Annotated in this window: 21 protein-coding genes and 1 pseudogene; 8 read left to right on the forward strand and 14 right to left on the reverse strand. The window is 47.8% G+C overall.

Going from position 1 to position 23,570, the window contains the following annotated elements; all coding sequences use genetic code 11:
• The first annotated feature begins 363 nt into the window (after positions 1 to 363).
• A pseudogene (locus FGT79_RS11750) lies at positions 364 to 1,136 on the forward strand (IS5 family transposase).
• 22 nt (positions 1,137 to 1,158) lie between these two features.
• On the opposite strand, the gene FGT79_RS11755 reads toward FGT79_RS11750, so the two are convergent.
• The gene (locus FGT79_RS11755) at positions 1,159 to 1,617 is read right to left on the reverse strand and encodes a DNA-methyltransferase (RefSeq protein ID WP_138752827.1); all 459 of its coding nucleotides are present in this window, start codon (positions 1,615 to 1,617) and stop codon (positions 1,159 to 1,161) included.
• A 538-nt stretch (positions 1,618 to 2,155) separates the two neighbouring features.
• Here FGT79_RS11755 and FGT79_RS11760 point away from each other — a divergent pair.
• Complete coding sequence (locus FGT79_RS11760) at positions 2,156 to 3,334, forward strand: IS110 family RNA-guided transposase (protein WP_138752828.1); 1,179 nt, start codon at positions 2,156 to 2,158, stop codon at positions 3,332 to 3,334.
• A 140-nt stretch (positions 3,335 to 3,474) separates the two neighbouring features.
• Here FGT79_RS11760 and FGT79_RS11765 read toward each other — a convergent pair whose 3' ends face one another.
• Positions 3,475 to 4,299 carry a TrmH family RNA methyltransferase gene (locus FGT79_RS11765; RefSeq protein WP_138752829.1) on the reverse strand — a complete coding sequence of 275 codons (825 nt, stop codon included), beginning with the start codon at positions 4,297 to 4,299 and terminating at the stop codon, positions 3,475 to 3,477.
• Between the two features lie 7 nt (positions 4,300 to 4,306).
• Complete coding sequence (locus tag FGT79_RS11770; protein WP_138752830.1) at positions 4,307 to 4,972, reverse strand: potassium channel family protein; 666 nt, start codon at positions 4,970 to 4,972, stop codon at positions 4,307 to 4,309.
• 135 nt (positions 4,973 to 5,107) lie between these two features.
• Between FGT79_RS11770 and sspI the strand changes: the two genes are divergently transcribed.
• The gene (gene sspI / locus FGT79_RS11775) at positions 5,108 to 5,332 is read left to right on the forward strand and encodes a small acid-soluble spore protein SspI (RefSeq protein WP_138752831.1); all 225 of its coding nucleotides are present in this window, start codon (positions 5,108 to 5,110) and stop codon (positions 5,330 to 5,332) included.
• Positions 5,333 to 5,335: 3 nt separating this feature from the next.
• Here sspI and FGT79_RS11780 read toward each other — a convergent pair whose 3' ends face one another.
• Both FGT79_RS11780 and FGT79_RS11785 read right to left on the reverse strand, forming a co-directional pair.
• Entirely contained in the window at positions 5,336 to 6,541 is a 1,206-nt protein-coding gene (locus FGT79_RS11780) for an alpha-D-ribose 1-methylphosphonate 5-triphosphate diphosphatase (RefSeq protein ID WP_246096283.1), read from the reverse strand.
• Between the two features lie 171 nt (positions 6,542 to 6,712).
• Positions 6,713 to 7,270 (reverse strand): GbsR/MarR family transcriptional regulator, encoded by a 558-nt coding sequence (locus FGT79_RS11785; protein WP_138752832.1) that lies wholly within the window; start codon positions 7,268 to 7,270, stop codon positions 6,713 to 6,715.
• Between the two features lie 241 nt (positions 7,271 to 7,511).
• Between FGT79_RS11785 and FGT79_RS11790 the strand changes: the two genes are divergently transcribed.
• The 3 genes from FGT79_RS11790 (at position 7,512) to FGT79_RS11800 (ending at position 10,479) form a co-directional block, all read left to right on the forward strand.
• Positions 7,512 to 8,720: a quaternary amine ABC transporter ATP-binding protein gene (locus tag FGT79_RS11790; RefSeq protein WP_138752833.1), complete on the forward strand. Its 1,209-nt coding sequence runs from the start codon at positions 7,512 to 7,514 to the stop codon at positions 8,718 to 8,720.
• Complete coding sequence (locus FGT79_RS11795) at positions 8,707 to 9,543, forward strand: ABC transporter permease (RefSeq protein WP_138752834.1); 837 nt, start codon at positions 8,707 to 8,709, stop codon at positions 9,541 to 9,543. The genes FGT79_RS11790 and FGT79_RS11795 overlap by 14 nt, the downstream gene beginning before the upstream one ends.
• Positions 9,544 to 9,612: 69 nt before the next feature.
• Positions 9,613 to 10,479 (forward strand): glycine betaine ABC transporter substrate-binding protein, encoded by an 867-nt coding sequence (locus FGT79_RS11800; protein WP_246096285.1) that lies wholly within the window; start codon positions 9,613 to 9,615, stop codon positions 10,477 to 10,479.
• Between the two features lie 122 nt (positions 10,480 to 10,601).
• Here FGT79_RS11800 and FGT79_RS11805 read toward each other — a convergent pair whose 3' ends face one another.
• From FGT79_RS11805 to FGT79_RS11840, 8 genes are all read right to left on the reverse strand, one after another.
• Positions 10,602 to 11,702 (reverse strand): Gfo/Idh/MocA family protein, encoded by a 1,101-nt coding sequence (locus FGT79_RS11805; RefSeq protein ID WP_138752835.1) that lies wholly within the window; start codon positions 11,700 to 11,702, stop codon positions 10,602 to 10,604.
• 45 nt (positions 11,703 to 11,747) lie between these two features.
• Positions 11,748 to 12,470, reverse strand: a complete 723-nt coding sequence (locus tag FGT79_RS11810; protein ID WP_138752836.1) for a ThuA domain-containing protein — start codon at positions 12,468 to 12,470, stop codon at positions 11,748 to 11,750.
• A 59-nt stretch (positions 12,471 to 12,529) separates the two neighbouring features.
• Positions 12,530 to 13,693, reverse strand: coding sequence for a Gfo/Idh/MocA family protein (locus tag FGT79_RS11815; protein ID WP_138752837.1), 1,164 nt, complete (start codon positions 13,691 to 13,693; stop codon positions 12,530 to 12,532).
• 102 nt (positions 13,694 to 13,795) lie between these two features.
• Positions 13,796 to 14,854: a LacI family DNA-binding transcriptional regulator gene (locus tag FGT79_RS11820; protein ID WP_138752838.1), complete on the reverse strand. Its 1,059-nt coding sequence runs from the start codon at positions 14,852 to 14,854 to the stop codon at positions 13,796 to 13,798.
• A gap of 198 nt (positions 14,855 to 15,052) precedes the next feature.
• Positions 15,053 to 16,120, reverse strand: coding sequence for an undecaprenyldiphospho-muramoylpentapeptide beta-N-acetylglucosaminyltransferase (locus tag FGT79_RS11825; RefSeq protein ID WP_138752839.1), 1,068 nt, complete (start codon positions 16,118 to 16,120; stop codon positions 15,053 to 15,055).
• Between the two features lie 161 nt (positions 16,121 to 16,281).
• Positions 16,282 to 17,868, reverse strand: coding sequence for a peptide chain release factor 3 (locus tag FGT79_RS11830; RefSeq protein ID WP_138752840.1), 1,587 nt, complete (start codon positions 17,866 to 17,868; stop codon positions 16,282 to 16,284).
• 40 nt (positions 17,869 to 17,908) lie between these two features.
• Positions 17,909 to 19,465 (reverse strand): glucose-6-phosphate dehydrogenase, encoded by a 1,557-nt coding sequence (gene zwf / locus FGT79_RS11835; RefSeq protein ID WP_138752841.1) that lies wholly within the window; start codon positions 19,463 to 19,465, stop codon positions 17,909 to 17,911.
• Positions 19,466 to 19,603: 138 nt separating this feature from the next.
• On the reverse strand, positions 19,604 to 20,437 hold the full coding sequence (locus tag FGT79_RS11840) for a YwmB family TATA-box binding protein (RefSeq protein WP_171056184.1): 834 nt from the start codon (positions 20,435 to 20,437) through the stop codon (positions 19,604 to 19,606).
• 104 nt (positions 20,438 to 20,541) lie between these two features.
• Between FGT79_RS11840 and FGT79_RS11845 the strand changes: the two genes are divergently transcribed.
• Positions 20,542 to 20,910 carry a hypothetical protein gene (locus tag FGT79_RS11845; protein WP_138752843.1) on the forward strand — a complete coding sequence of 123 codons (369 nt, stop codon included), beginning with the start codon at positions 20,542 to 20,544 and terminating at the stop codon, positions 20,908 to 20,910.
• Between the two features lie 141 nt (positions 20,911 to 21,051).
• A complete protein-coding gene (locus FGT79_RS11850) occupies positions 21,052 to 21,738 on the forward strand; it encodes a hypothetical protein (RefSeq protein WP_138752844.1) in 687 nt (228 codons plus the stop codon).
• Positions 21,739 to 22,052: 314 nt separating this feature from the next.
• On the opposite strand, the gene FGT79_RS11855 is transcribed toward FGT79_RS11850, so the two are convergent.
• Positions 22,053 to 23,528 carry a molybdopterin molybdotransferase MoeA gene (locus tag FGT79_RS11855; protein ID WP_138752845.1) on the reverse strand — a complete coding sequence of 492 codons (1,476 nt, stop codon included), beginning with the start codon at positions 23,526 to 23,528 and terminating at the stop codon, positions 22,053 to 22,055.
• Between the last annotated feature and the right edge of the window lie 42 nt (positions 23,529 to 23,570).

The following is a 23,570-nucleotide window of genomic DNA, read 5'->3' on the forward strand; positions in this document are numbered from 1 at the left end:
TGTTATGTTTTCTAACATATAATATACATTAGATCAGCCATTACTTGTCAATTGTATTATTTTCTCTCGTTACATTGCATAATATTACGTTTTGTGTTAAGTAAATGTATGTATTTTCATGTGATTATATATTTTCAAGTTATGTGCGAAGTTTAATGACAAATTCTATCAATAGAAGAGGTTCTACGATAAAAGCATTCCGCAATAGATTGGAAACCCAAATAACAAATAGGTCTTTAACTTTGATAACTCTAATCAGGGATATCCCATCTAAATTCAAAGATCTTATTGATTGTTTTCTAGGACGTGTCTGAAAAATAAAGAATTTTATGCTAAGATTTGAGGAAAACGAAAGGAGCATCAATGATGATTCAAAGACGGTATGAACTAAGCGATAAACAATGGGAACAAATTAAGGATATGTTTCCTCCCTATCGAACAGGACGTCCGTCAAAATTAAGAAATTGCACGATATTTTATGCCATTATTTGGATTGTTTGCAGTGGTCCGCTTGGCATGATTTGCCGGAAAAACGCTATGGCTCATGGAAGACGGCCTACAGCCGTTTTTGTAAATGGAGAGATACGGAATTACTTGTCGCCATCTGCCAAGCGCATCACGTAAGACCTGATTTTGAAAACCTGAGCATCGATTCAACATCGGTTAAAGCTCATTAACATAGTACTAGTGTAAAAAAACGCAGAGGACACGAAGTAAATCAACATATCGGTATCAGTCGTGGTGGAAAGACAACAAAACTTCATACTGTAGTCGATGGATTAGGATTTCCCCTGGCCTTTTTTCTCACGGGCGGTCAAATCTATGATTCCGTTCCCGCGATAGGCTTACTTCAGGAATTTGATATTACGGGAAGCCATATTCTTGGCGATAAATATATGGCTCAGAAGCTATTCGGAAATGGATTACGGATAAACAGACATCCTATGTTATTCCACCTAAAACGAATAGCCGAAACCCATGAAAAGTTAATTACAATTGTATAAAGAACGCCACGTAGTTGAGTGTTTTTCAATAAAATCAAGCACTTTAGCCGCGTGGCTACTCGTTACGACAAGCTAGCCCGATCATTCTTGTCGTTTGTTTACTTAGCTGCGATTTTCAAATTAACTCAGTAATGAGTTTTCAGACACGTCCTAGTTAACTCCGCAGTTCTATGACATTTTGTATACGATTCTTACAGATTTCAAACCACCTAAAGTCTATCTCAAAAGCTTTCCAAGCTGCCTCTTCAGCAACACCACTTCCTGCAAAAAAATCAACCATCAATTCGCCTGGTTCGGTGCTGTTCACAATCATCTCCTTTAGTAAAGCCACAGGTTTCTCAGTTGGATGAATCGTTTTGTTCCCGTGAATCCGTGGTATACGCCATATATCCGTCTGTTTTCGGGAAGATATCCTTCTAACACGTTTATCTGCTTTTACTGCAAATATGATAAATTCATGACGAAATCGATACTGCCAGCCCATACCCATATGTTCCTTGTCCCACACAATGCAATTCTTAACAATAAACCCCGTATTTCGAAGCCACATGACCATATCCGCATACATACGCCAATCAATACAAACATAGATATGTCGACCAGGCTTTAACACTCGGTGTGCCTGAAAGAGTCAATGAGCTAGACAAAGCGTCAACTGAATTAGACAGTGTTATCGGAAATGTGGTACATGGTAACATGGATCCCGATATGGCAGCAGATTGGATCGAATATGAATCAAATCAAATTGTAGAGACATTCCTTGAAATGGACCAACGGTATGTAATTTCTCATCATGCAGAAGTTTTAACAAATGATCACTTTTCATATATAAACCTGCTTTCTAGTGGTATAGCTCATAAATTGGGATGAACTCCTATAATTCCTTCATTAACGTAATCTGCCCGTTCGTATTATGAGATCAACCATTTCTTTCTGGTTGATTCTTTTTGCATTTGCTTAGAGGATTAGAGTAGCCGGGTCGAACGTACCTGCCCGTGGGACTTGATCCCGAGCGCTATAATGTTCACCCCTACTTGTCATGACCATGATTGAGGCTGGTTGGGACATAGATCCCGTATCACATGCGATGCTATGGAGCGACAAGGAGGTTCATAGGGGCTTCCGGTAAATCTACTTCGAGGAGAGATAAAATGAACTCTGTTATAGGGCTAGACATATCTAAAGAAGAAAGCCACGGACAGGCTTTCTTAGATCGCGGAAAACCATACCGAGGGATATTCCATTTCGAACATACACGGGATGGTCTCGAAATATTGCTTCAAGCTATTCATGTCATCGAACATGAATCGGGTCATCGACCTACATTGATTTTGGAAGCAACCGAGCACTATCAAAGCCCTGTTGTTCATTTTCTAGAGGAGCATCACTATTTATTTATCGTTTTCAATCCGCTCATTTCTAATCGGCTTCGAAAAACCAATCTTCGCAAAGTGAAAACAGATGCTGCTGACGCTTATCTTCTGGGCGAGCTTTACTATAGGGAGGAATTCGAGCCATTCAAAAAAAGAGGTGTGCAACTGCTTAATATGCGTTATCTGACGCGTCAACACGAGTCCTTCTCCAAAATGTGCGTCCAGACGAAGCTTCAATTCCAAGTCGTTCTGGATCAAGTTTTACCGGCGTACAAAGGTGTTTTCGGGGCTATGTATTCTAACGTTCCCCTTCGCTTCTTACTAGAGTTTCCGACTTCAACCTCTGTCCTACAAGTCAGTGAAGAGAAGCTTAAAATCACAATCAATGCTCTTTTAACTTCAAAACGTGGACGATCAGAAAAGTGGATAAATGAACGAGTTCAACGGTTGATGGAAGCTGCAAAGCGAAACCCATTTCAGCAAACGATGTATGAGAGCCAATTAATTAATCTTAAGATCATGATCAGCCTTATCCTTCAGTACCAAGAGCATCTTTCTGTGTTGGAACAGACCATAGATGCCCTGGCTTCTAAGATTGAAGAGTATGATTTAATCCAGTCGATTCCCGGCATTGGTCCTAAAATTGCTGCAACAATTTTAGCGGAAATTGGAGAAGTCGACAGGTTTGATCATCCAAAGAAACTGGTAGCCTTTACAGGAATAGACCCAAGTGTTTTTGCTTCTGGCAAGTTTACAGCAACACGTAATCGAATCACCAAACGTGGTTCCAGGCAGCTTAGATACGCACTTGTAATGGCGGTACAGTGCGGCCTGATCCGCTCTCGCAACACGCGGATAAAAGAGTTTTACGAACGCAAAAGAGCTGAAGGAAAACCTCACAAGGTAGCTCTTGTGGCGTGTGCAAATAAGTTAGTTCATTGGTTGTATGCCTTATAATAAAATTGATTTCTATTAGAACTAATTTCTCTTAAACCTTTGATATACAAAGAGTTACAGTCGTTTGCAGACGTTATAATTTGTTTCAATTACGATTATAAATAGTCTCAATTGTTGTTATAAACCACATCTAAACGCGTTTATTTACTAAACCGCCGCTGCCTCAAACTCTCATAAAGCAGCACCGTGGCCGCCATTGCAACATTAAGAGACTCCGCTTGCCCCGTCATCGGAATAATGACCGCTTCGTCCATCAGCTCGCGAACAGCGGGCGAGAGTCCCTCGGATTCGCTCCCCATTAGCAGCCAAGTCCCTTGCGTCCAATCATAACCGTAGCATGTATGCTTTGCTTGCAGGCTGGTGCCGACCAGCTTCATGCCTTTAGCTTTCGCTTGCGGGAGAAGCTCCTTCAGATCTGCCTCGATAATCGGCAAATGGAATATAGAGCCCATCGTTGATCGCACGGTCTTTGGATTATAGAGGTCAACGCAGCCTTTGCCGAGAATTACGGCATCTGCGCCAACCGCATCAGCACTGCGAATAATCGTACCCGCATTGCCCGGATCGCGCACTCCGTCCAACACCACGACAAGTCCACCTTTCCGGTATAGTGCAGACTGGTCATAAGATAGCTTGGACAATATAGCGAATACAGGTGGCGGAGTGTCTGTTCCTGTACATTTTGACATGACTTGCGGTGAGGCTTGTACCCATTCGAGTCCAAGTGTTGCAGCAGAATCATTGGTTTCCCTCTCCACCATGAGCTCCGCAGGAATACCACGTTCCGTATCATATACAATTGTCAGCACTTTTGCATTTCCATGAAGCGCCTCTAGTACGAGGTGAACGCCTTCAATAAGGAATTGCCCGCTGCGATCGCGGTTTTTCTTGTCGAGCAGTGATGCCCACTGTTTTACCTTGTCATTCTGAACCGATGAGAGCAATGGATCGAAATTTTCATTCATATTGTCATTAACCTTCCGAATATGCGATTTCTAAATTTGTTAAATCCGAATTTTTGCCAACGATGACCAGAATATCGTCCTTATTGATTAAGTCGTCTGCATAAGGAGCGATGTTCATGTTTGAGCCTTTTTTGATCGCCATGACGTTGCATTTATATTTAGCGCGTATATCAAGCTGTTTCAAGCTCTGTCCAATCATAGGAGCTGGAGCCTTAATTTCAATAATGCTGTAATCATCTGAGATTTCAATATAATCAAGTATATTTGGCGATACCAGATGATGTGCAACCCGCAAACCCATATCCCGCTCGGGGAATACGACTTTATCGGCGCCTATTTTATTGACGACCTTGCCGTGGAGCTCATTCTGTGCCTTAACGATCAAAGTTTTGACGCCAAGATCCTTGAGAATAAGCGTCGTCAGAATACTGGATTGAATGTCCTGACCAATCGCAACTACGACAACATCGAAATTACGAATGCCTAGTGCTCTAAGCGCTTCCTCGTCTGTCGAGTCGGCAGATACCGCATGCGTTACTGTATTCACAACCTCTTGAATACGCTGCTCATTCGAATCAATCGCAAGCACCTCGAAGCCCATATCCGTCAACGCTTTCGCGACGCTTGAGCCGAAACGCCCCATCCCAATTACCGCGTACTGCTTCTTAGCCATCTTACCAAACCCTCCTTACCGGATGATTGCTAAAGTGTTCTACACAGTATACCATAGCTTGCTTATTCGAATGAAAGCAGCCGCCGATGGACATAGTATATAAGTAAATTTGAATGTGCCAGGAGGTTATTACGTATGGAAGTTATTGATTTGCGCCAAGCGATTGTAAGGCGTGTGCAAGACAATTCAGCTCAAGAATTATCTGAGGTGATTGAAGATTCAGTAGGTGCCGATGAGCGTGCATTGCCCGGTCTTGGCGTTCTATTCGAGATGATTTGGCAAGAATCCTCAGAGCCAGAGCAAGGCAGAATGGTCGAATCTTTATTCAAGCATCTTCATCACTCCGAGCAGGCTAACTAGGGCTTAATAGCGTACAGATGAGCGGTAAACGATATGTCCTCCAATAATTGTATTCGTTACCAAGGGCATTTCCTCGTAATGATCAACAACAATAAGATCTGCTGCTTTGCCTAGCTCGATTGAACCGAGCTCATCCGCAACGCCCAACGCTTGTGCTGGATGAAGCGTCGCCATCCTCACCGCAGCAGGCAAAGCAGCTATTTCTAGCTTCGCAAGCTTGAACACGGCAGCAAGCATCGATGAGGGATGATAATCCGAGCATAAAATATCCGCAGCTTCTGCTGTAATCGCATCGACAGCACGCAAATTTTTGTCGTGAGATGCCCCTCTAACTACGTTCGGAGCTCCCACGCACACATGCAAACCTTGCTCCATCGCATACTTAGCCGTTTCCATATTAATCGGGAACTCACAAACGGATACACCATATCCGACCGATTCGTCCACCTTCTTAGCAGAATCATCATCATGCGATGCAATCGCAATACCTTGCTTCGCAGCAAGCTTGCTTAGTTGTATCAGTTGATCAGCATTGACTTGCTGCCTGCGCATAATCAATTCCTCAACGATTACCTTAACCTCGTCTTGACTAACACCTTGGTTTTTCATCACATAGCGCTCGAATGAGCCTAGCTCCCTATACTGTCCTTGTCCCGGTGAATGATCCATGAAGGATAAATAATCGATCATTTTCTCATTCAATAGACTCTCAACAATCGGCATTCCAGCGAGATGTGATACCTCAAACCGCAAATGAATGCGGTTGCGAACAACTGATCGTTTGCTCCGATAGTTAATAATATGATCGACCATTCCTGTAAGCAAATGATCACCTCGCAAACTAAGCCCAACACCAAGCGATAAGGAATGATACATTGTCGTAATACCGTGTATGGGCAGCTTCCGTTCGAACTCGACTAGAGCCATATCAAGTGGAAACAACGTGTTTGGACGCGGCTGTACTTCCTTCTCAATCGCATCGCAATGAATATCAATGAACCCCGGCAGCACATACTGCCCTCCTGCGTCGATAACCGATGCGTCCGCATGCTGACTAAGCCAATGGTTCACATCATCTTCTCCTTGCAGGAATGCGTCGATTTTCCCTTCAACCACAGCGATTGCAGTATCTGTAACCTCTTCCGGCAACACTACTTTTCCATTAAGGATGAGCATAGGCACTTGTTCCGTACGTAAGTGATTGTCCATTGGTTGGTCGTCTCCTTACCCTATCGTTCTACCATCAAGCTTATCATATCGCGGGCATCTATTTCATCCCTTACCTCGCTTGAATTGTCTTTAGAAATAGAAAAAAAGGCCTAGGCACTCGCGCCTAGACCACCGCACATCATACTGCTGCGAATCTTGTTATAACAGCTGCTATTCCTCTTTCGGTATAAAGGTATAAATGTCGCCCGTTTCAAAAGAATCAATTAAACGATCCAGCCATCTGTAGTACCTCAGTGCCTCGTCAATCTTCTCTACATCGTTCGTCAAAACATCAAGGAAAGGCTGATCTCCTTCATATTGCTGCTTCAACGCTTCAATTTCCTTCATGGAGCGATTTAAGGCACTCATGTTCTGCTCTACAGCTTTTCTCCATTTAATTGAGAAGAAATCGGTAAAGTTCTGATGCCAATTCGGCTCTACTTCATACAGATCTTTGCGCGAGCCCTTGCCCCATACTTTATTAATCATCTTCAGGTCATGCAGCGTCCGCATACCTGTACTCATCGACGTCTTGCTCATTCCCATGGTCTGGCTCATATCGTCAAGCGTAACCGGTTCGCGATTGAAATACATATTTCCATATAAATGGCCAATAGATAATGTAATACCGTACAAGTCCATGTTTTTCCCGATTGATTCAATGACACGGCGGCGTGTGTTTTGCAGCTTTGCTAGCTGCTCTTCGGTTAATGCTGCAAGTTCGTTCATCTCTTTCCTCCTGAGGAGTGTCGTGCCCCCTATCATGCCTACATTGATTATTGTAATCAAAGGTCTATCTATCTGTAAAGAAAGCCTTTGGGACGAAAAAGGGAGTTATATGGAGTATACTGTATGTAAAGTACGTAAAGTTATAACTGTACGAATTATACGCAGGCTTACGCCTTTTGACCATTACAAACATAACCAACTAAACTTATGGGAGTCGAAATATTCCACAAGGGGGCACAACATGGCGATTATAGAAGCCAAGAGGCTGACCAAGATTTTCGGAGCCGATCCGAAAAAGGCGATCCCGCTGCTGGATAAAGGATGGTCTAAAGAAAAGATTTTTGCAGAAACGAAGCTTACAGTTGGGGTTAACCAAGCAAGCTTCTCCATTGAAGAAGGACAAATATTTGTCATCATGGGCTTGTCCGGCAGCGGCAAGTCGACACTTGTAAGGCTTCTCAACCGGCTCATTGAGCCAACGATAGGCCAAGTTTTATTCAACGGAACGGATGTCTTGAAGATGTCTGCAGAGCAGCTAAGAACGTTCAGAAGAAAAAACGTGGGCATGGTATTTCAGAAATTTGCGCTGTTCCCCCACCGCACCGTCATTCAGAACATTGAATACGGACTTGAGGTGCAGGGCATCGACAAAAAGAAGCGCAAAGCAATGGCCATGGAATCACTCGAGCTGGTCGGACTGAAAGGTTGGGAAGACAGCTATCCCGATCAATTGAGCGGCGGCATGCAGCAGCGTGTCGGTTTGGCAAGAGGACTTGCTAATGATCCTGATGTGCTTCTCATGGACGAAGCGTTCAGTGCACTCGATCCGCTCATTCGCAAGGATATGCAGGACGAGCTGCTCGAGCTCCAATCCAAAATGAAAAAAACAATTGTATTCATTACGCATGATCTGAATGAGGCACTGCGTATTGGTGACCAAATTGCATTAATGAAGGATGGAAGCATCGTACAGATCGGGTCTCCCGAAGAAATATTGATGCAGCCTGCAAACAAATATGTAGAACGCTTCGTTGAAGACGTCGATCTATCCAAGGTACTAACTGCCTCGCATGTCATGATCAAGCCTGAGACAATCACCATTGAGAAAGGTCCACGCGTAGCCTTGCAGTTCATGCGTGATCGAGGTGTTTCCAGCTTATATGTCGTAGATAAGGGCATGCGGCTGCTTGGTGTTGTAACAGCTGAGGACGCGGCGAATGCAATAAAAAACGGGCTAAAGCTTGAAGATGCCATGGAGCGAGAGGCACCCTTCGCTTCGCCTGACACGATGCTTAATGATTTATTCGAATTAATGAGCTTATCCAAGTTTCCTGTATCGATTATCGATGACAACGGTCGACTAAAAGGTATTGTCATAAAAGGTGCGGTTCTTGCCGCATTGTCTGGAAATTCATCATTAGAGGCAGGTGCTAGTCATGAATCTGCCTAAAATTCCATTAGCGGATTGGATTGAATGGCTTGAGACGTGGCTTGAGACTCATTTCGAGCCTTTCTTCAAACTCATTCGTTTGCTAGTCGGCGAAACCGTTAACGGGCTGGAAACAGCGCTTAACTGGTTCCCCGCTCTCGTTCTCATCTTACTATTCACGCTTGTCGCATGGTTTATCGGCAAATGGAGAATGGCATTATTTACGCTTATTGGTCTGCTCATTATTGAGAATCTCGGCCTATGGAGCCAAACGATGCAGACACTCGCGCTCGTCTTGACTTCGGCTTTCATATCGGTGCTGATTGGCGTGCCAATGGGCATTCTATGCGCACGACACAGCAGCGTTCAGAAGATCGTTACACCGGTGCTGGATTTCATGCAGACGATGCCTGCCTTCGTCTATCTGCTTCCTGCAGTCACCTTTTTCTCTCTTGGCGTTGTACCGGGCGTCATTTCATCTATTATATTTGCGATTCCGCCGACGATAAGACTGACAAGTCTTGGCATACGCCAGGTTCCAGAGGAGCTTGTCGAAGCAGCAGACGCTTTCGGCTCTACGCCGTACCAGAAGCTGATCAAGCTTCAGCTCCCGATTGCTATGCCGACTATTATGGCTGGTATCAACCAGACGATTATGCTCTCTTTGTCGATGGTTGTCATTGCCTCGATGATCGGTGCACAAGGGGTCGGTGTTTATGTCTATCGCGCTGTAACGCAGGGTAATACCGGAGTAGGCTTTGAAGCCGGCCTTGCCATCGTTATTTTAGCTATTATTTTGGATCGTTTGACCCAACAGATTATTCGTAAAAGCAAAACGACGTAATTGTAAACAGTAGTATACCCTACCTCCCTACCTTCGTTATAGGTATGAAACCAATTAAGGAGTGATTTTTTGAAATTCAATCGTCTATCTATTATTGCAGCCGCTGTTTTGGTGATCGCTTTAGTCGCAGGATGCTCTTCAAGTGGGAGCAGCAAGAAGAAAGTAACCTTGGCCTATGTCGCTTGGGATTCTGAGATTGCAAGCAGCTATGTTGTCAAAGAAGTACTGGAACAAAAGCTAAATTATGAAGTTGAGCTATTACAGGTAGATGCTGGCCCGATGTGGGCTGGGATTTCGGATGGAAGCGCAGACGCAATGGTTGCAGCGTGGCTGCCAACTACACATGCTTCATATATTTCCAAATATAACGGAAAGTACGAGGATCTCGGACAAAACCTTGAAGGTACTAAGGTCGGACTTGTCGTACCGCAATACATGGATATCAACAGCATCGAGGAGTTGAATGGTGCAGTAGGGGATTCCGTGGATTATACGATTATTGGTATTGAGCCCGGTGCCGGTCTCATGATGTCGACAGAGAAGGTGCTTGACGAGTATAAGCTTCGCGACAAGTGGACGTTGCTGGAGAGCTCATCGGCAGCGATGACGCAGCAGCTTGAGAAAGCCTATGCGAAGCAAGAACCGATCATCGTAACCGGCTGGACACCACACTGGATGTTCGCCAAGATGGATCTCAAATATTTGGAGGACCCAAGCAATGTGTACGGCGGAGACGAGCAGATCCATACGATAGCTCGCAAAGGCCTTAAAGAGGATCAGCCAGAAGCATTTACATTCCTCGACAAGTTCAACTGGACGCCCGATGATATGGCAGCTGTAATGATTGACATTCAAGAAGGCAAAACGCCTGAGGATGCTGCCAAAGCATGGGTGGAGCAGAATGCGGACAAGGTTGAGGCTTGGCTAAAATCATAATTCGGGAATAACTGAAACAGGGTTTAAAGCACAAGCCAAAACACAATAACTTACATGCACATGATACAAAAACAGCGCTTGCGGAGAGACTTTCATCTCTGGCACAAGCGCTGTTTTTGTGATTAGTCTAAGCAGAATGGCTGCAAGCCAAGCGGCAATGGCGCCGGACGCTCACAGGTGCTCTTCATGTCGTAATGAACACCGTTCTCGGATGCATCATGGAAGCCATGCATCGCTTCAAGTACATGATAAGCAAGCTCTCCATTCGCACGGTGCTTCCGACCGGTTTGAATCGCTTTGGCCATATCCGCTGCACCAACTCCGCGTGCATTCTGAGTATAGCCGTATGCAAGTGGAATGTCCGACCATTCATTGGAGCCTGCACGCCATAGCTTAATTTGACCATCGAAGCTGTTCGGGTCCGGTACGAGCAAGGTGCCTGCACTACCGTACACCTCGATCCGCGGTAATGTAGAACCGCCTTTCACATCGAAGCTCGTCAGCAGCGTTCCGATCGGACCGGAAGCAAAGTCCATAATGCCTGCGATATGCGTCGGAACCTCAACTTTAACCTTCTCTCCGTATTTCGGTTTGCTTGTAATTGTACGCTCAGGATAAGAAATCCGTGCAGAGCCCGTAACGCGTGTAATCGGCCCAAGCAGCGCAACTAGCGCCGTCAAGTAATATGGACCCATATCGAACATGGGACCGCCGCCCTTTTGGTAATAAAACTCAGGCGCTGGATGCCAAGATTCGTGTCCGCCTCCAACCATGAATGCCGTAGCCCCGATTGGCGTGCCAATCCATCCGTCTTCCAGCAGTTTAATACTCGTCTGAATGCCCCCGCCGAGGAACGTATCGGGCGCACTTCCTACTAAAAGGCCTTTTCTCTCTGCAAGCTCAAGCACCTCCTGTGCTTCCTCGCGTGTTACCGCAAACGGCTTCTCCACATACACATGCTTGCCCGCTTCCAGTGCGCGCAAGCAAATCGATGCATGTGCCTGTGGTATCGTTAGATTAATAATCAATTGAATTTCGGAATCAGCAAGCAGCTCATCAACCGAACATCCACGAATACCAAATTCCTCGCCGCGTGCAACAGCACGTTCTACGTCCAAATCCGCACAAGCTACAACTTGAAGCGCGTCGAAGCGGTTTCCATTTTCCAAATAAATGCCGCTAATATTTCCTGTACCGATAATACCCGCTTTGATTTTCTCCATTGTCTTCCGTCCCTCGTCCCATGACTTCAATTTTATTCAGTGTGCTTAAAGCTGATTATCTGCCATGCCGCTATATGCGGCTGACACTGTGCCTGCTGCAAGCGCATTTGCCTTGCCTTCTGCGCACCATAAGAAACCTCTGCGCATTAGCTCTTTTACCGTTGCAATATCTATAATGTTCGCCTGATGGCCGAGTGAATTGTAATAAACCCGTCCTACACCCCAGCGCTTCGTCCAAGCAACCGGCATATCGACAGCCTTGTTCAGCGAGTGAGGACCAGACGTAATCGGGAATCTTGTCGTAGCCAGCACTTCAACCGCAGGATCCACATGCAAATAATATTGCTCGGAGCTTACCATGAAATCCTCAATGCCATCTGTTAACGGACTTGATGAATTCGTAATATTCACTGTATATTCCACACCGTCATTGCCTGGATGTGCGACCCACTGCCCGCCGGTCATAAACTGCCAATCTACATTTTCACGGAAAGCATCGCACATGCCGCCATGACATCCTGCCAAGCCTACACCGCTTTGAACGGCAGCCGAGACGTTATCCACCAGCTGCTGCTCGATACGCGCCATTGTCCACACCGGTACGATCAAATCGAGCCCTTTCAGCTTCTCAGCGTCTGCGAATGCTTCCAGCGTATCCGATACCTCAACCTCGAAGTTCTCAGCAGCCAGCACCTCGCGAAAGATTTCAGCTACTTCCTTCGGCTGATGTCCATCCCAGCCGCCCCATACGATCAATGCTTTTTTCATCGAATCCGTCCTACCTCTCCTTGGCGTTACGCCTTCTGCATCCAATCTATGCTTGTTTACTATCCTAATTCGTTTATTGAAACCCAGCGGCGCTCCGCGATTGAACGGTCTACCGCTTCGAGCACCTCTTGGCATTTCACGCCATCCACGAAGTTCGGCACTGGCTGGCGATTCTCGGCAAAAGCTTGCATCAGCTCGTGCATCTCATGCGTGAACGTGTGCTCATAGCCAATTGTATGCCCTGCCGGCCACCAGGCATCCATATAAGCATGTGACGGATCGGTCGCAAGTACGCGGCGGAAGCCCTGTACATCCTCAGCATCATCCGTGAAATAGACCTGAAGCTCATTCATCCGCTCAAAGTCAAACTTGATGCTGCCTTTGCTGCCATTGATTTCGAATGCGTTCGTACAGCGGTGGCCTGCCGCAAAGCGTGTAGCTTCGAAGCTGCCCAGCGCCCCTCCTGCGAATCGAGTCATGAACAACGTCGCATCGTCAACGGTAACCTTGCCGCGTGGTCCGTCCTGGCTGCCTTTGGCGCTTAGTCCAGTCATAGTCGAAGCAATAGGCCGCTCCTTGATGAACGTCTCGCTCATACCGATCACTTCTTCAAACTCGCCTACAAGGAAGCGTGCCATATCGATAAGATGTGCTCCTAAGTCGCCATGGGAGCCTGAACCTGCAATCTCCTTCTGCAAGCGCCAAACGAGCGGAAAGTTTGGATCAATGATCCAGTCCTGAAGAAACACAGCACGGAAATGATAGATTTCGCCAAGACGTCCATCAGATATGAGCTTTTTGGCAAGCTGTACCGCTGGCGCGAAGCGATAGTTGAAGCCAACCATATGCTTGACACCTGCTTTCTCAGCTGCTTCAAGCATTTCGCGAGAATCCTCAAGCGTCAAAGCAAGCGGCTTCTCGCAGAAGATATGTTTGCCATTGGCAGCAGCTGCAAGCGCGATCGCCTTATGTGCATCGCTCGGCGCGTTAATGTCAATCAAGTCAATGTCTTCGCGCTTAACAAGGTCTTTCCAATCGGTTTCGGAGCTTTGCCAGCCGAATTGAGCACGCGCTTGCTCCAAACCTTGCGGATCACGACCGCAGATTGCCGTCATCTCCGGCTTGATCGAATCCGGGAAGAACATCGGAAGCGCGCGGTATGCATTGCTGTGTGCCTTGCCCATAAACTTGTAGCCAACCATGCCAACTCTTACTTTATCCATAACCTACCGCCTCTCATAAGCGTAAACGGGTAAGCTGCACTTACGCTGCTTGCCGTTTCGCGTTCGAACTGAAGTGGAGCTCCGCTCCTTTGTACTGAGCGTTCATTCATGCCCTGATGTTTCTCTAACCATCAATTGGACGGGCAGCAGGCTGCTAACTGCATCTGCTCTTTGTTCCCCATCAAGCAGCTTCGCCGCTGCCAGCTTACCCATCTCATAGAAGGGTACAGCAACCGTTGAGAGTCGTGGACTAATAATACGGGAGCCGTCTGAATCATCATATCCGACCATCGCATACTGCTTGCCCGCTTCAAGTCCACGCTCCCGCAAGCCCTGCATCAAGCCGATCGCCATCCGGTCATTTGCTGCGAATACGGCATCCACGACACCCGATCTAATCTGTAAGGCAAGCTGCTCAGCTAATTCATAGCCGCTCTTGCGGCTGTAATTCCCAACATAAACTAGTTGGGAAACATAAGCGATCCCCTTCTCAACAAGCGCATTCTTATACCCTTCAAGCCTGTCTGCACTATTCGAGTATTGCAGCGGTCCATTGAGAAAGGCAATGCTTCTACAGCCCCGATCAATCAAATGCAGGACAGCCTCCCTGCTTCCATTCCTATGGTCCGCATCCACAGCTGCATAATCAGCTTCCTCGAACCGCTGGTTAACTAAGCAGAAGGGGTAACCGCTTGCTTTCAGCTCTGCCAGCGCAGCACGTTCCTCCGGCACATCCTGTGAGCCGAGCACGATGCAAGCATCGATCTTTTGCGTCCGAAAAAGCTTCGCATAATCTCTAGCTCCATCCGGCTCTCTGAAGATAAGCAGCAGATCGTAGCCGCAGCGCTTTGCTGTTTCACCGATTCCACTCAATATCTCAGAGAAATAATAAGTGGAGAATAGATGCACCTTAGGTACGAATGGTAAAATAACGCCAATATTTCCACTTTTACGTCTAGCAAATTGCTGTGCAAGCGCATTAGGGACATATCCGACCACCGCTGCTGCCTGCAGTACCCGTTCTCTCGTCTCTTCTTTCAGAGGGCCAACATTGTTCAACACCCTAGACACGGTTGCCTCTGAGACACCGGCCAGCTTCGCTACTTCTTTCCTGCTAATAACGGATTGCCTCCTGAAATGGCTTTGATGGCATTTCTCCATCTGCTATGTTCTGACTTATTTATGATGTCTATTCGCATTTAATGTACACGCGTACATTATGTCATGAAAACGTTTCATCGTCAATCCTGATTTCAACAATAGGCTCGGACCCAAGCTACTTACACACAACGCAAAACGACCCCGTCCGCGAAATCCACAGATGAGGTCATGATCACTAAAGCCTTTCTTACCACAGTCTTACTTCTTGGCAATCTCATTAATCCAATCGAATACGGCAGAGAGGGCATTTGCTTCCTCGCTCATGTTCATCCGCTCGATATATGCCGCACGGTTAGCATACACAAGGGCAGCGCGCTCCTCGAGCGTCACCGCCGTGAGCTTCTCTTCATAGAGAATTTCGGCGAATCCTGACTTCTCGAATGACTGCGCGTTCAGAATCTGATCGCCGCGGCTCTGCTCCTTCGTTAGCGGAATAAGCAGCATCGGCTTCTTCAACGAAAGAAACTCGAAAATCGAATTGGAGCCTGCGCGTGAAATGACCAGATCGGTCATGGCCAGCAAATCAGGCAATTGCTCGTTCACATATTCGAATTGCTTGTAACCAGGCATCACAATCGATGGATCAACTTGATTTTTGCCGCATAAATGTACGATCTGAAATTGTTTGGTTAGAGCTGTCAGTGACTGCCTTACCGCTGTATTGATCTTTCGTGCGCCAAGGCTTCCGCCCATAATCAATATAATCGGCTTGCTTCTCGTAAACCCACAGAAGGCTCTGCCGCGGTCTGCGTTGCCCTGCTTTACTTCCTCGCGGATAACAGCTCCAACATGCCTGCTCTTGTCAGCCTTCAGCATGCCTCCCGTCTCAGGGAAGGTCGTACACACTCCTGTAGCGAAAGGAATCGAAATGCGGTTAGCAAGCCCCGGCGTCAAATCCGATTCATGAATGAGCAGAGGCACCTTGTTCAGCCAAGCGCCCAGCACAACGGGTACGGACACGAAGCCTCCCTTGGAGAAGATCACACTCGGTTTATTCTTTTTAATAAGACGATACGCCTGAAAAAGCCCCTTTACGACCTTGAAGGGGTCTTTAATGTTCTGCATATCAATATACCTTCTTAGCTTGCCAGTCGAAATAGGGAAGTACTTGACCTGCGGGATCGTCGCAATCAGCTGGCGTTCAATGCCGCTCTCCGACCCGATATATTGGACTGACCAGCCCTCCTCCAAAAACCGCGGGATTAAGGCCAAATTAACGGTAACGTGTCCGGCTGAGCCTCCACCGGTGAACATGATTGTTTTCATGAATGACTAGCCACCTATCGTTTTTTATCCATTTATTATACGGGTAAACCTGTTTTTTAGCACTGAAAATCATATGGATTCTTACATGCAAAAGCATCCTCAGCGCCTCACGCTGCTGCGCGAAGGACCGAGGATGCTGTCAGCTTACTATTGTGGATCGCTTATGGCGCAGTTTCCAAAAACTTGGATGTCGGGTTTTTGTCAATGGCCGTACGCATCGCATATTCATTCTCGAACAAGACAACAAAATTGCCCTTCTTGTCCTTAACAAGCGTCGTATTAATACGGAATTTGCCGGGATCGATATTATCGTCGACAATCCAACGTGCGAATTGGAACTGCATGCGATGCAATTGAATGTCCACGCCGTACTCCGCTTTCATCCGATGCTCGAATACCTCGAATTGCAAGTGACCGACAACGCCGAGAATCGTCTCATCGAAGTTGCCCGTAGAGTGGAACACCTGAATGGTGCCTTCCTCTGTCAATTGGTCTATGCCCTTCTGGTACTGCTTATGCTTCAGTGCGTTTTTGACGGTAACTTTAGCGAATATCTCCGGAGAGAACGTCGGCAGCTCATCGAACACGACCTCGCCGCCTTGCGATAAGGAATCGCCGATTCGAAATATACCGGGATCGAACAAGCCGATAATATCGCCGGGATAGGCTGTATCGACAATATCACGATCCTGCGCAAGAAATTGCTGCGGCTGTGCCAGCTTAATATCTTTGCCATTGCGCACATGGCGAACGCTCATGCCTCTTTCGAATTTGCCCGAGCAAATCCGAAGGAAAGCAATACGGTCGCGGTGCGCCGGATTCATGTTTGCTTGGATTTTGAACACGTATCCTGTGAACTTCTCATTCGTCGGTTCTACCTGTCCAGTCGTACTATTACGCGAGGTTGGCTTTGGCGCCAGCTGCAGGAAGTTCTCAAGGAACGTCTGCACGCCGAAGTTGTTAACGGCGCTTCCGAAGAATACAGGTGTCAGTTCTCCTGCCTGTACTTTCTCGAAATCAAATTGATCGCCGGCAACGTCAAGCAGCTCCAAATCACCGATAAGCTGGTCGGTCAAATAATCGCCAGCCATCTCACGGATAATGGGATCGTTGTAATCACTCACCGAACGAACCTCTATCGTTGAATGGTCATTGCCTTGGAACAGCTCGACTTGGGTTTTCATACGGTCGTAGACGCCGCATAGCTCGCGTCCCATCCCAATCGGCCAGTTCATCGGTACGGCACGGATGCCGAGTACCCGCTCCAGCTCCTCCATCAGCTCAAACGGGCTTTGTCCTTCGCGGTCAAGCTTGTTGATGAAGGTGAAGATCGGAATGCCCCGCTTGCGGCAAACCTGGAAGAGCTTAATCGTCTGAGCCTCCACACCTTTGGCAACGTCAATAAGCATGACGGCGCTGTCGGCTGCGGTAAGCGTGCGGTAAGTATCTTCACTGAAATCTTGGTGACCAGGTGTATCGAGAATATTAACGCGATGGTCTAGATAATCGAACTGCATCACGCTGGACGTTACAGATATTCCCCGTTGCTTCTCGATTTCCATCCAGTCAGATGTTGCATGTCGGCTCGCTTTACGCGCCTTGACTGACCCTGCAAGCCGAATGGCTCCTCCGAATAGGAGGAGCTTCTCAGTTAGGGTCGTTTTCCCAGCATCAGGGTGAGAGATAATCGCGAACGTGCGGCGCTTATCGACTTCCTGTTTTATTTCTTCACTTAACGATTGGCTCATGCTTGACTTCCCTTCATTACGTAAGGTATGCGGGCAGCGGTTATTTGCCGCTGTTCGAAACCCAAATAACTTTATCTTCCTCTTGTCCGTTAACCGGCCACCAATGGAAGCCATCTTCCTTCAGCATCTGATTCGCTGCATCCGGGCCCCATGATCCTGCAGGGTATAGCTTCAAATCGCTTTTCTCCTCGCGCCAAGCCTGTGCGATTCGATCAACGAATGCCCACGCTTGCGACACTTCGTCCCAGCGTGTGAAGTAAGTTGAATCTCCGCGTGCTGCATCATGAATCAGACGCTCATAAGCCTCTGGCGTGTTCAGCCCGATTTGGCAGCTCTGGCAGAATTCCATCGCTACTGGTTGAACAGAGTTGTTCTCACCAGGCGTTTTTGCATTTACTTTAATATATATGCCCTCAAGCGGATTTACGCGAATAACGAGCAGGTTTGGTGCCAAATCATGACGCTGTGCGAACAATACATTCTGCGGCATGGATTTGAATTCAATAACGATCTCCGTTGTTTTGACTGGAAGACGCTTGCCTGTTCGAATGTAGAACGGCACGCCTGCCCAGCGGAAATTATCAACGAATACTTTGGCAGCGAAATACGTTTCAGTCGTAGAATCCTCGCCGACTGAATCCTCTTGGCGGTAGCCAGGAAGATCTTTCCCATGATGGCTGCCTTCGCTGTATTGTCCACGCACAACGTTATCGCGTACTTCTTCACTCGTCTTATAGTTGCGCAGAGAGCGGAGTACCTTTACCTTCTCATCACGAATATCTTCACCATGCAAACGGCTTGGCGGCTCCATAGCGATCATCGTCAGCATTTGCAGCATATGGTTCTGTCCCATATCGCGCAAAGCGCCTGACTTGTCATAATAACCGCCGCGATCCTCTACACCAACCGTTTCTGAAAGCGTAATTTGAACGTTAGCAATATGGTTATTATTCCACAGCGGCTCGAAAAATGCGTTCGCGAAACGAATGACTTGAATGTTCTGAACCATTTCCTTGCCGAGATAATGGTCAATCCGGTAGATCTCTTCTTCTTTGAATACTTGGTTGATTTGCTCATTCAGCTTCTGTGCAGAAGGAAGATCATAACCGAAAGGCTTCTCAATGACGACGCGGTGCCAACCCGTTGATTCAAGCAAACCGCCGTCGCGAAGGTTGAATGATACCGGACCAAACAGCGATGGAGCAAGCGCTAAATAAAACAGACGGTTGCCTGGAATGTTGAATTTGGCATCAAGCTGCTCAGACAAGTGGCTAAGCTCGCGGAATCCTTCCACATCGTTAATGTCTAACGACATATAGACGAAATGCTCAGCGAATCGATTCCATAGCTCAGCATCATCCGCTTTATAACGACAAAATTCTACGATTGATTCATACAGGTCCTCGCGGAATTGCTCATTTGTGCGTGGACGTCTTGCAAGGCCAACTACTGCAAAGTTCTCAGAAAGTTTGCCTTCTTTATATAAACTGAAAAGGGCTGGAAACAGCTTGCGCCGAGCCAAATCGCCCGTTGCTCCGAACAGATAATAAACAGCGCCCTCTGCGGAGACGGATTCTAGAGTATTCGTATATGTCATTTGCCTCATTCTTTCCCTATGTATTTTATACAGCTTCACATGTTATGTAGTTTAGCATATCCAACTATAATTCGCTATTCTACTCGGCATAAAAAATACTGATAAGTTCCGTTACTATTTCTAATCAGAAAGTCGTTTTCAGTCATTTTCAACCGTGGAAACGCTATACTCACCTGTTATCACAGGTATTCCGATTGTTAATTCCGTATTATCGGTATCGGTATCTTTATGCAAGGCCACTTGCAAATTGGCAGATTTGCCATTTTCGACAGCAATTACGGAATGCAGCATCGGGGTATATAAGGTTTCACTGATTGTGCCCGTATCCTCGTAGCGGTCAACAGCCTTTGCATCCGTAAGTCTGCTCAGCCTTAGTAATGTATGCTCATGCTTCGCATAACCTTGTACCTTCATGCTGCTTGTGAAAGCAGGCGAAATGAGCGCAATCTGTGATGAAATATCGGCTGATTGCTGCAGCAGGCTGTTTCTTTGTAGGCTCGCGTTAGGAGTGGTCTCCAGTAGGATCATAAGCTGCTCGCTTTGATTGCCATTTTGGACGATGTGTACAGCGATGTTCCCGCCATACTTATTAACCGTTCCGGATACCGTCTTCCCTTCGTTACGTACGACCTTATTCACGACTTCTCCCTGCTCCTCTATAAATAGCTTGTCCACTAGCTCCCGCATCGTCCCGACCTTGCCTGTCACGTTCCAGCGGATCGACCAGGCGGCACCAGAAGAGCCGCTCTTCAACTGATCATCGCTCCATTCCCATAGAGCCTTCAAATCATGCTGCAAAAGCTGCTCGGAAGGGGTTGTTTCCCCTGGCGCTCGATCTGCCTGCCATATCGCCCATATTGCACACGCGGTAATAACGAGCAGTGCAAGCAGAACGCCTCTTTTTGTCCGCTTAGCACGCTCCTTTGCTGACATACGATGTCTCACTGGTACGTTTTGATTCGGAATGTACATGATTTTCGCTCCTGTCCTCTCGGAATGGGTAAACATCCATACACGTTAGCCTGTAGGTGAATACACTGGTTGCAGGAAGGATTAAATGGAGGTGTCATTAGCAGATGGAACCTATTTTTCCATTGCATGAGGAAGTCGTCAGCCGCTTCTGCGGGTATCCCGTATGTGTTGTTATGAATGACGGTTCCCGTCATGTAGGCATACTTAGCTCCTGTACTGGAGGCAAAGTACTGCTTAATGCAGAAGCAGGCGGGCATGAGGTCAATGTAACGCAAACGCAGCCGGCTGTTTCAAAAAAGAAAAAAGGCGGTAAAGGTAAGAAAGAGCTTCAGCCGAAGGCTGCACTACCCGAGGCGCAAACGCAGGCTTATCCTTACGATCCCTATTACTACGCGCCGCAGCCTTATTATCCATGGGGCAGAGCGCTGGCGCTTGATTTCGCGCTTGTCGCCTTTCTATTCCTGCTGTTGTAATTATCAAAGCGGCTTACCCTATCAAGTGAGGCCGCTTTTTTCATTTTCATTCATCTGCCTGACAGATTTCGCCAACCTTTTCATCCGCTATATAGTATGCTCTCGCTGGAGTGGTTTAACAATTTAGAGAGGAGATGACCTATGAACTCATCTATTCGTTCCATCAGAAGCATTGAACGATCTTCTGCATATACGCCTGTTCAAGCCGTCAGCCCTTACGCCTTCTATCCTTACCGTGACGGCGAGCCTCAGCAGCAGCCAGAGCACAATGACGAATGGAGCCGTATGTTCCATCATGCTGCGAGCAGTGCAGCAGCTTGGCTGCAAACAGCGAGGCAATCCCAGCTAGCGTTACATCAGCTATCCAACAAGCTTGTCCGTGAGCTAGAGAATGAACAGCCTATCGAAGACAGCTTAGATCAACTGGCTACCCTAGTCAATGACTTAGAAAACCAATATAAACGCGGAAAGCGTGATTTAAACCCTGAGCTGTGGTCAGGCATCGAGCAGGCGTTGCGCCATCCGGCCATTACGGAGATCGGTATGCACCGAGATGTGAAGACCCTGCAATGGACAATCGAGCACCCATCGCCTGAGACGTCCGGTCTGCCACAAGTCAATGCTGAACGCATGAAGCGTCTCTTAGTAGGAACAAGCGGATTGCTGACTGACATCAAGGTCGCGTTAGCCTATACCGAGCAACAAAAACCGGAAGACCTGCTTCAACCGGAGCTGACCTCAACCTTGCCTTATGCCGCTTATTATCATTCCGTTCAAACTTACACACCAGTGCCGTATGTCGGACTTATCATCAATCAATATTTATAACAAATGGTATGTGCATCGTACGAGCCCAATTTCCTAAAAGCTTGACAGGGCAATGGGCTCTATTCTGCTGTGACAGAAAAATTAAATATGAACTAACCCTCCGAACGTTGTTACCGCTGCTGCTTGATTCGTTTAACTTGTTTACAATTGCTTTTATTTTAGAACCGGATAGTAGGTTAGAGTAAAACTTGCTTGTCATTAATATTCGTCGCCTCAACCTCTATTTCCTTCCAAAAAAGTTTATTAATCCCTCACCAAGTTCACTAATTGCTTATTGCGTTCACTAACTCCTCATCAAATCCATTGTTTCTTTGTTACGGTATCATCATAACGTCTACTATCTCATCTGCTTCTGCTCCTTTTGAACCTGAAGGAACAACAACCAGCCCTTCTACTTCAGCGAGTGATGCCATCATGCTTGATTTGGCGAATGAAAGGGGATCTGCCAGTAATATGCCGTCATTCCCTCTGACAAGACGTGCACGAACATAGCGGTCGTGCGGACTTGGCTTTTCAATCGGCGTTAGCAGCTTTGCTCGCAAAATAGTTGGACATGCCTCCTGCACACCTTGCATCCTGAGCAGCGCCGGACGAACGAATAGTTCAAAGCCTACAAAACACACGCTAGGATTACCTGACAGTGCTAGCAGGAGCTTGCCGTTTATAAGCGCAGCAGATGTCGGACTGCCAGGCCGCATAGCTACACGGTCGAATAATACTCGTGTTGCAGCAAGCTCTACAGCTGGACTACTCGTCCCAAATCGCTCCCCACGCAGCGAGCATGCTGTCTGTTGTCCCCATGAATCGAAGTTTACGCTGTTTCCAATGGATCGAATAAGCTCAGCCATCACATCATAGTCGCCTACGGATACGCCGCCTGTTGTCACGAACATATCAGCCTGCTCCCACACTTTAGCGATCGCTGCTTCAACAGCATCGATTTCATCCGGCAGCCTGCCAAGCATCAGCGGCTCCGCACCGCCCTGCTGCACCATTGCCGCCACCATATAGCTGTTGCTGTCGCGAATCCTACCCGCCGCGAGCGGCGCCTCAACAGGCAGCAATTCGCTGCCTGTCGCGAAGATCGCTACGCGCGGGCGCTTCTGCACCGCCACCTCGGCATAGCCGAAGGTGCCGAGCAGTGCAACATGGCCCGGCCGTATAAGCGTACCGGGCTCTGCAAGCACGCCCCCGCTGCGAAACTCCTCGCCGCGGGGCGCTATGTGCTGGCCTGCGGCGCCCGCGTGCTTAATCAGCACCGCGTGCGAGCCGTCAGCCAGCATGGCCTCCGCCGTCTGCTCAAGCATGACGACCGCGTCGGCCCCTTCAGGCACAGCCGCGCCGGTCATAATGCGCGCGGCCGTGCCTGGCTGCACGGTCGCGATGGCGACTTGGCCAGCCGCGACCGAATCAATGACGCGGAGCAGCGCCGGCTTCTTCGGCGTTGCTTCCGCGATATCTGCCGCGCGCACGGCATAGCCGTCGAGGCCCGAGCGCGCGAAGCGCGGCCAGTCGCTTGACGCAACTATCGTCTGCGCAAGCCTGCGGCCGCCGCTCTCGTGCAGCGGCACAAGCTCGCTGCCGACAACCTGCCCCGCTGCGGCATCAAGTACTCGCCGCTGCGCTTCTTCCACCCGCACCGCACGCCGATTAAAACGGCTAACCCGCTCCTCCCGATCGTTCTTACCATTCGCGTTCTCCCGTTCCTCCCGCTCGCTCTCACCACTCGCGTTCTCCCGTTCCTCCCGCTCGCCCTCTCCGCTCACGTTCTCGCTCACATTCTTCTTCATCCCTACTCACCCGTCCTATGAGCCGTCTGCCTTTCGTTATCG

The organism is Paenibacillus sinopodophylli (assembly GCF_005930355.1).
In the GTDB taxonomy this organism is placed as follows: Bacteria; Bacillota; Bacilli; order Paenibacillales; family Paenibacillaceae; genus Pristimantibacillus; species Pristimantibacillus sinopodophylli.

What these genes read in the sequence shown, in the direction of transcription:
- FGT79_RS11760 (WP_138752828.1), top strand. Translation starts at nt 2,156, where the DNA reads ATGAACTCTGTTATAGGGCTAGACATATCTAAAGAAGAAAGCCACGGA.
- FGT79_RS11765 (WP_138752829.1), bottom strand. Translation starts at nt 4,299, where the DNA reads ATGAATGAAAATTTCGATCCATTGCTCTCATCGGTTCAGAATGACAAG.
- FGT79_RS11770 (WP_138752830.1), bottom strand. Translation starts at nt 4,972, where the DNA reads ATGGCTAAGAAGCAGTACGCGGTAATTGGGATGGGGCGTTTCGGCTCA.
- sspI (WP_138752831.1), top strand. Translation starts at nt 5,108, where the DNA reads ATGGAAGTTATTGATTTGCGCCAAGCGATTGTAAGGCGTGTGCAAGAC.
- FGT79_RS11780 (WP_246096283.1), bottom strand. Translation starts at nt 6,541, where the DNA reads ATGGACAATCACTTACGTACGGAACAAGTGCCTATGCTCATCCTTAAT.
- FGT79_RS11785 (WP_138752832.1), bottom strand. Translation starts at nt 7,270, where the DNA reads ATGAACGAACTTGCAGCATTAACCGAAGAGCAGCTAGCAAAGCTGCAA.
- FGT79_RS11790 (WP_138752833.1), top strand. Translation starts at nt 7,512, where the DNA reads ATGGCGATTATAGAAGCCAAGAGGCTGACCAAGATTTTCGGAGCCGAT.
- FGT79_RS11795 (WP_138752834.1), top strand. Translation starts at nt 8,707, where the DNA reads ATGAATCTGCCTAAAATTCCATTAGCGGATTGGATTGAATGGCTTGAG.
- FGT79_RS11805 (WP_138752835.1), bottom strand. Translation starts at nt 11,702, where the DNA reads ATGGAGAAAATCAAAGCGGGTATTATCGGTACAGGAAATATTAGCGGC.
- FGT79_RS11810 (WP_138752836.1), bottom strand. Translation starts at nt 12,470, where the DNA reads ATGAAAAAAGCATTGATCGTATGGGGCGGCTGGGATGGACATCAGCCG.
- FGT79_RS11815 (WP_138752837.1), bottom strand. Translation starts at nt 13,693, where the DNA reads ATGGATAAAGTAAGAGTTGGCATGGTTGGCTACAAGTTTATGGGCAAG.
- FGT79_RS11820 (WP_138752838.1), bottom strand. Translation starts at nt 14,854, where the DNA reads ATGGAGAAATGCCATCAAAGCCATTTCAGGAGGCAATCCGTTATTAGC.
- FGT79_RS11825 (WP_138752839.1), bottom strand. Translation starts at nt 16,120, where the DNA reads ATGAAAACAATCATGTTCACCGGTGGAGGCTCAGCCGGACACGTTACC.
- FGT79_RS11830 (WP_138752840.1), bottom strand. Translation starts at nt 17,868, where the DNA reads ATGAGCCAATCGTTAAGTGAAGAAATAAAACAGGAAGTCGATAAGCGC.
- zwf (WP_138752841.1), bottom strand. Translation starts at nt 19,465, where the DNA reads ATGACATATACGAATACTCTAGAATCCGTCTCCGCAGAGGGCGCTGTT.
- FGT79_RS11840 (WP_171056184.1), bottom strand. Translation starts at nt 20,437, where the DNA reads ATGTACATTCCGAATCAAAACGTACCAGTGAGACATCGTATGTCAGCA.
- FGT79_RS11845 (WP_138752843.1), top strand. Translation starts at nt 20,542, where the DNA reads ATGGAACCTATTTTTCCATTGCATGAGGAAGTCGTCAGCCGCTTCTGC.
- FGT79_RS11850 (WP_138752844.1), top strand. Translation starts at nt 21,052, where the DNA reads ATGAACTCATCTATTCGTTCCATCAGAAGCATTGAACGATCTTCTGCA.
- FGT79_RS11855 (WP_138752845.1), bottom strand. Translation starts at nt 23,528, where the DNA reads ATGAAGAAGAATGTGAGCGAGAACGTGAGCGGAGAGGGCGAGCGGGAG.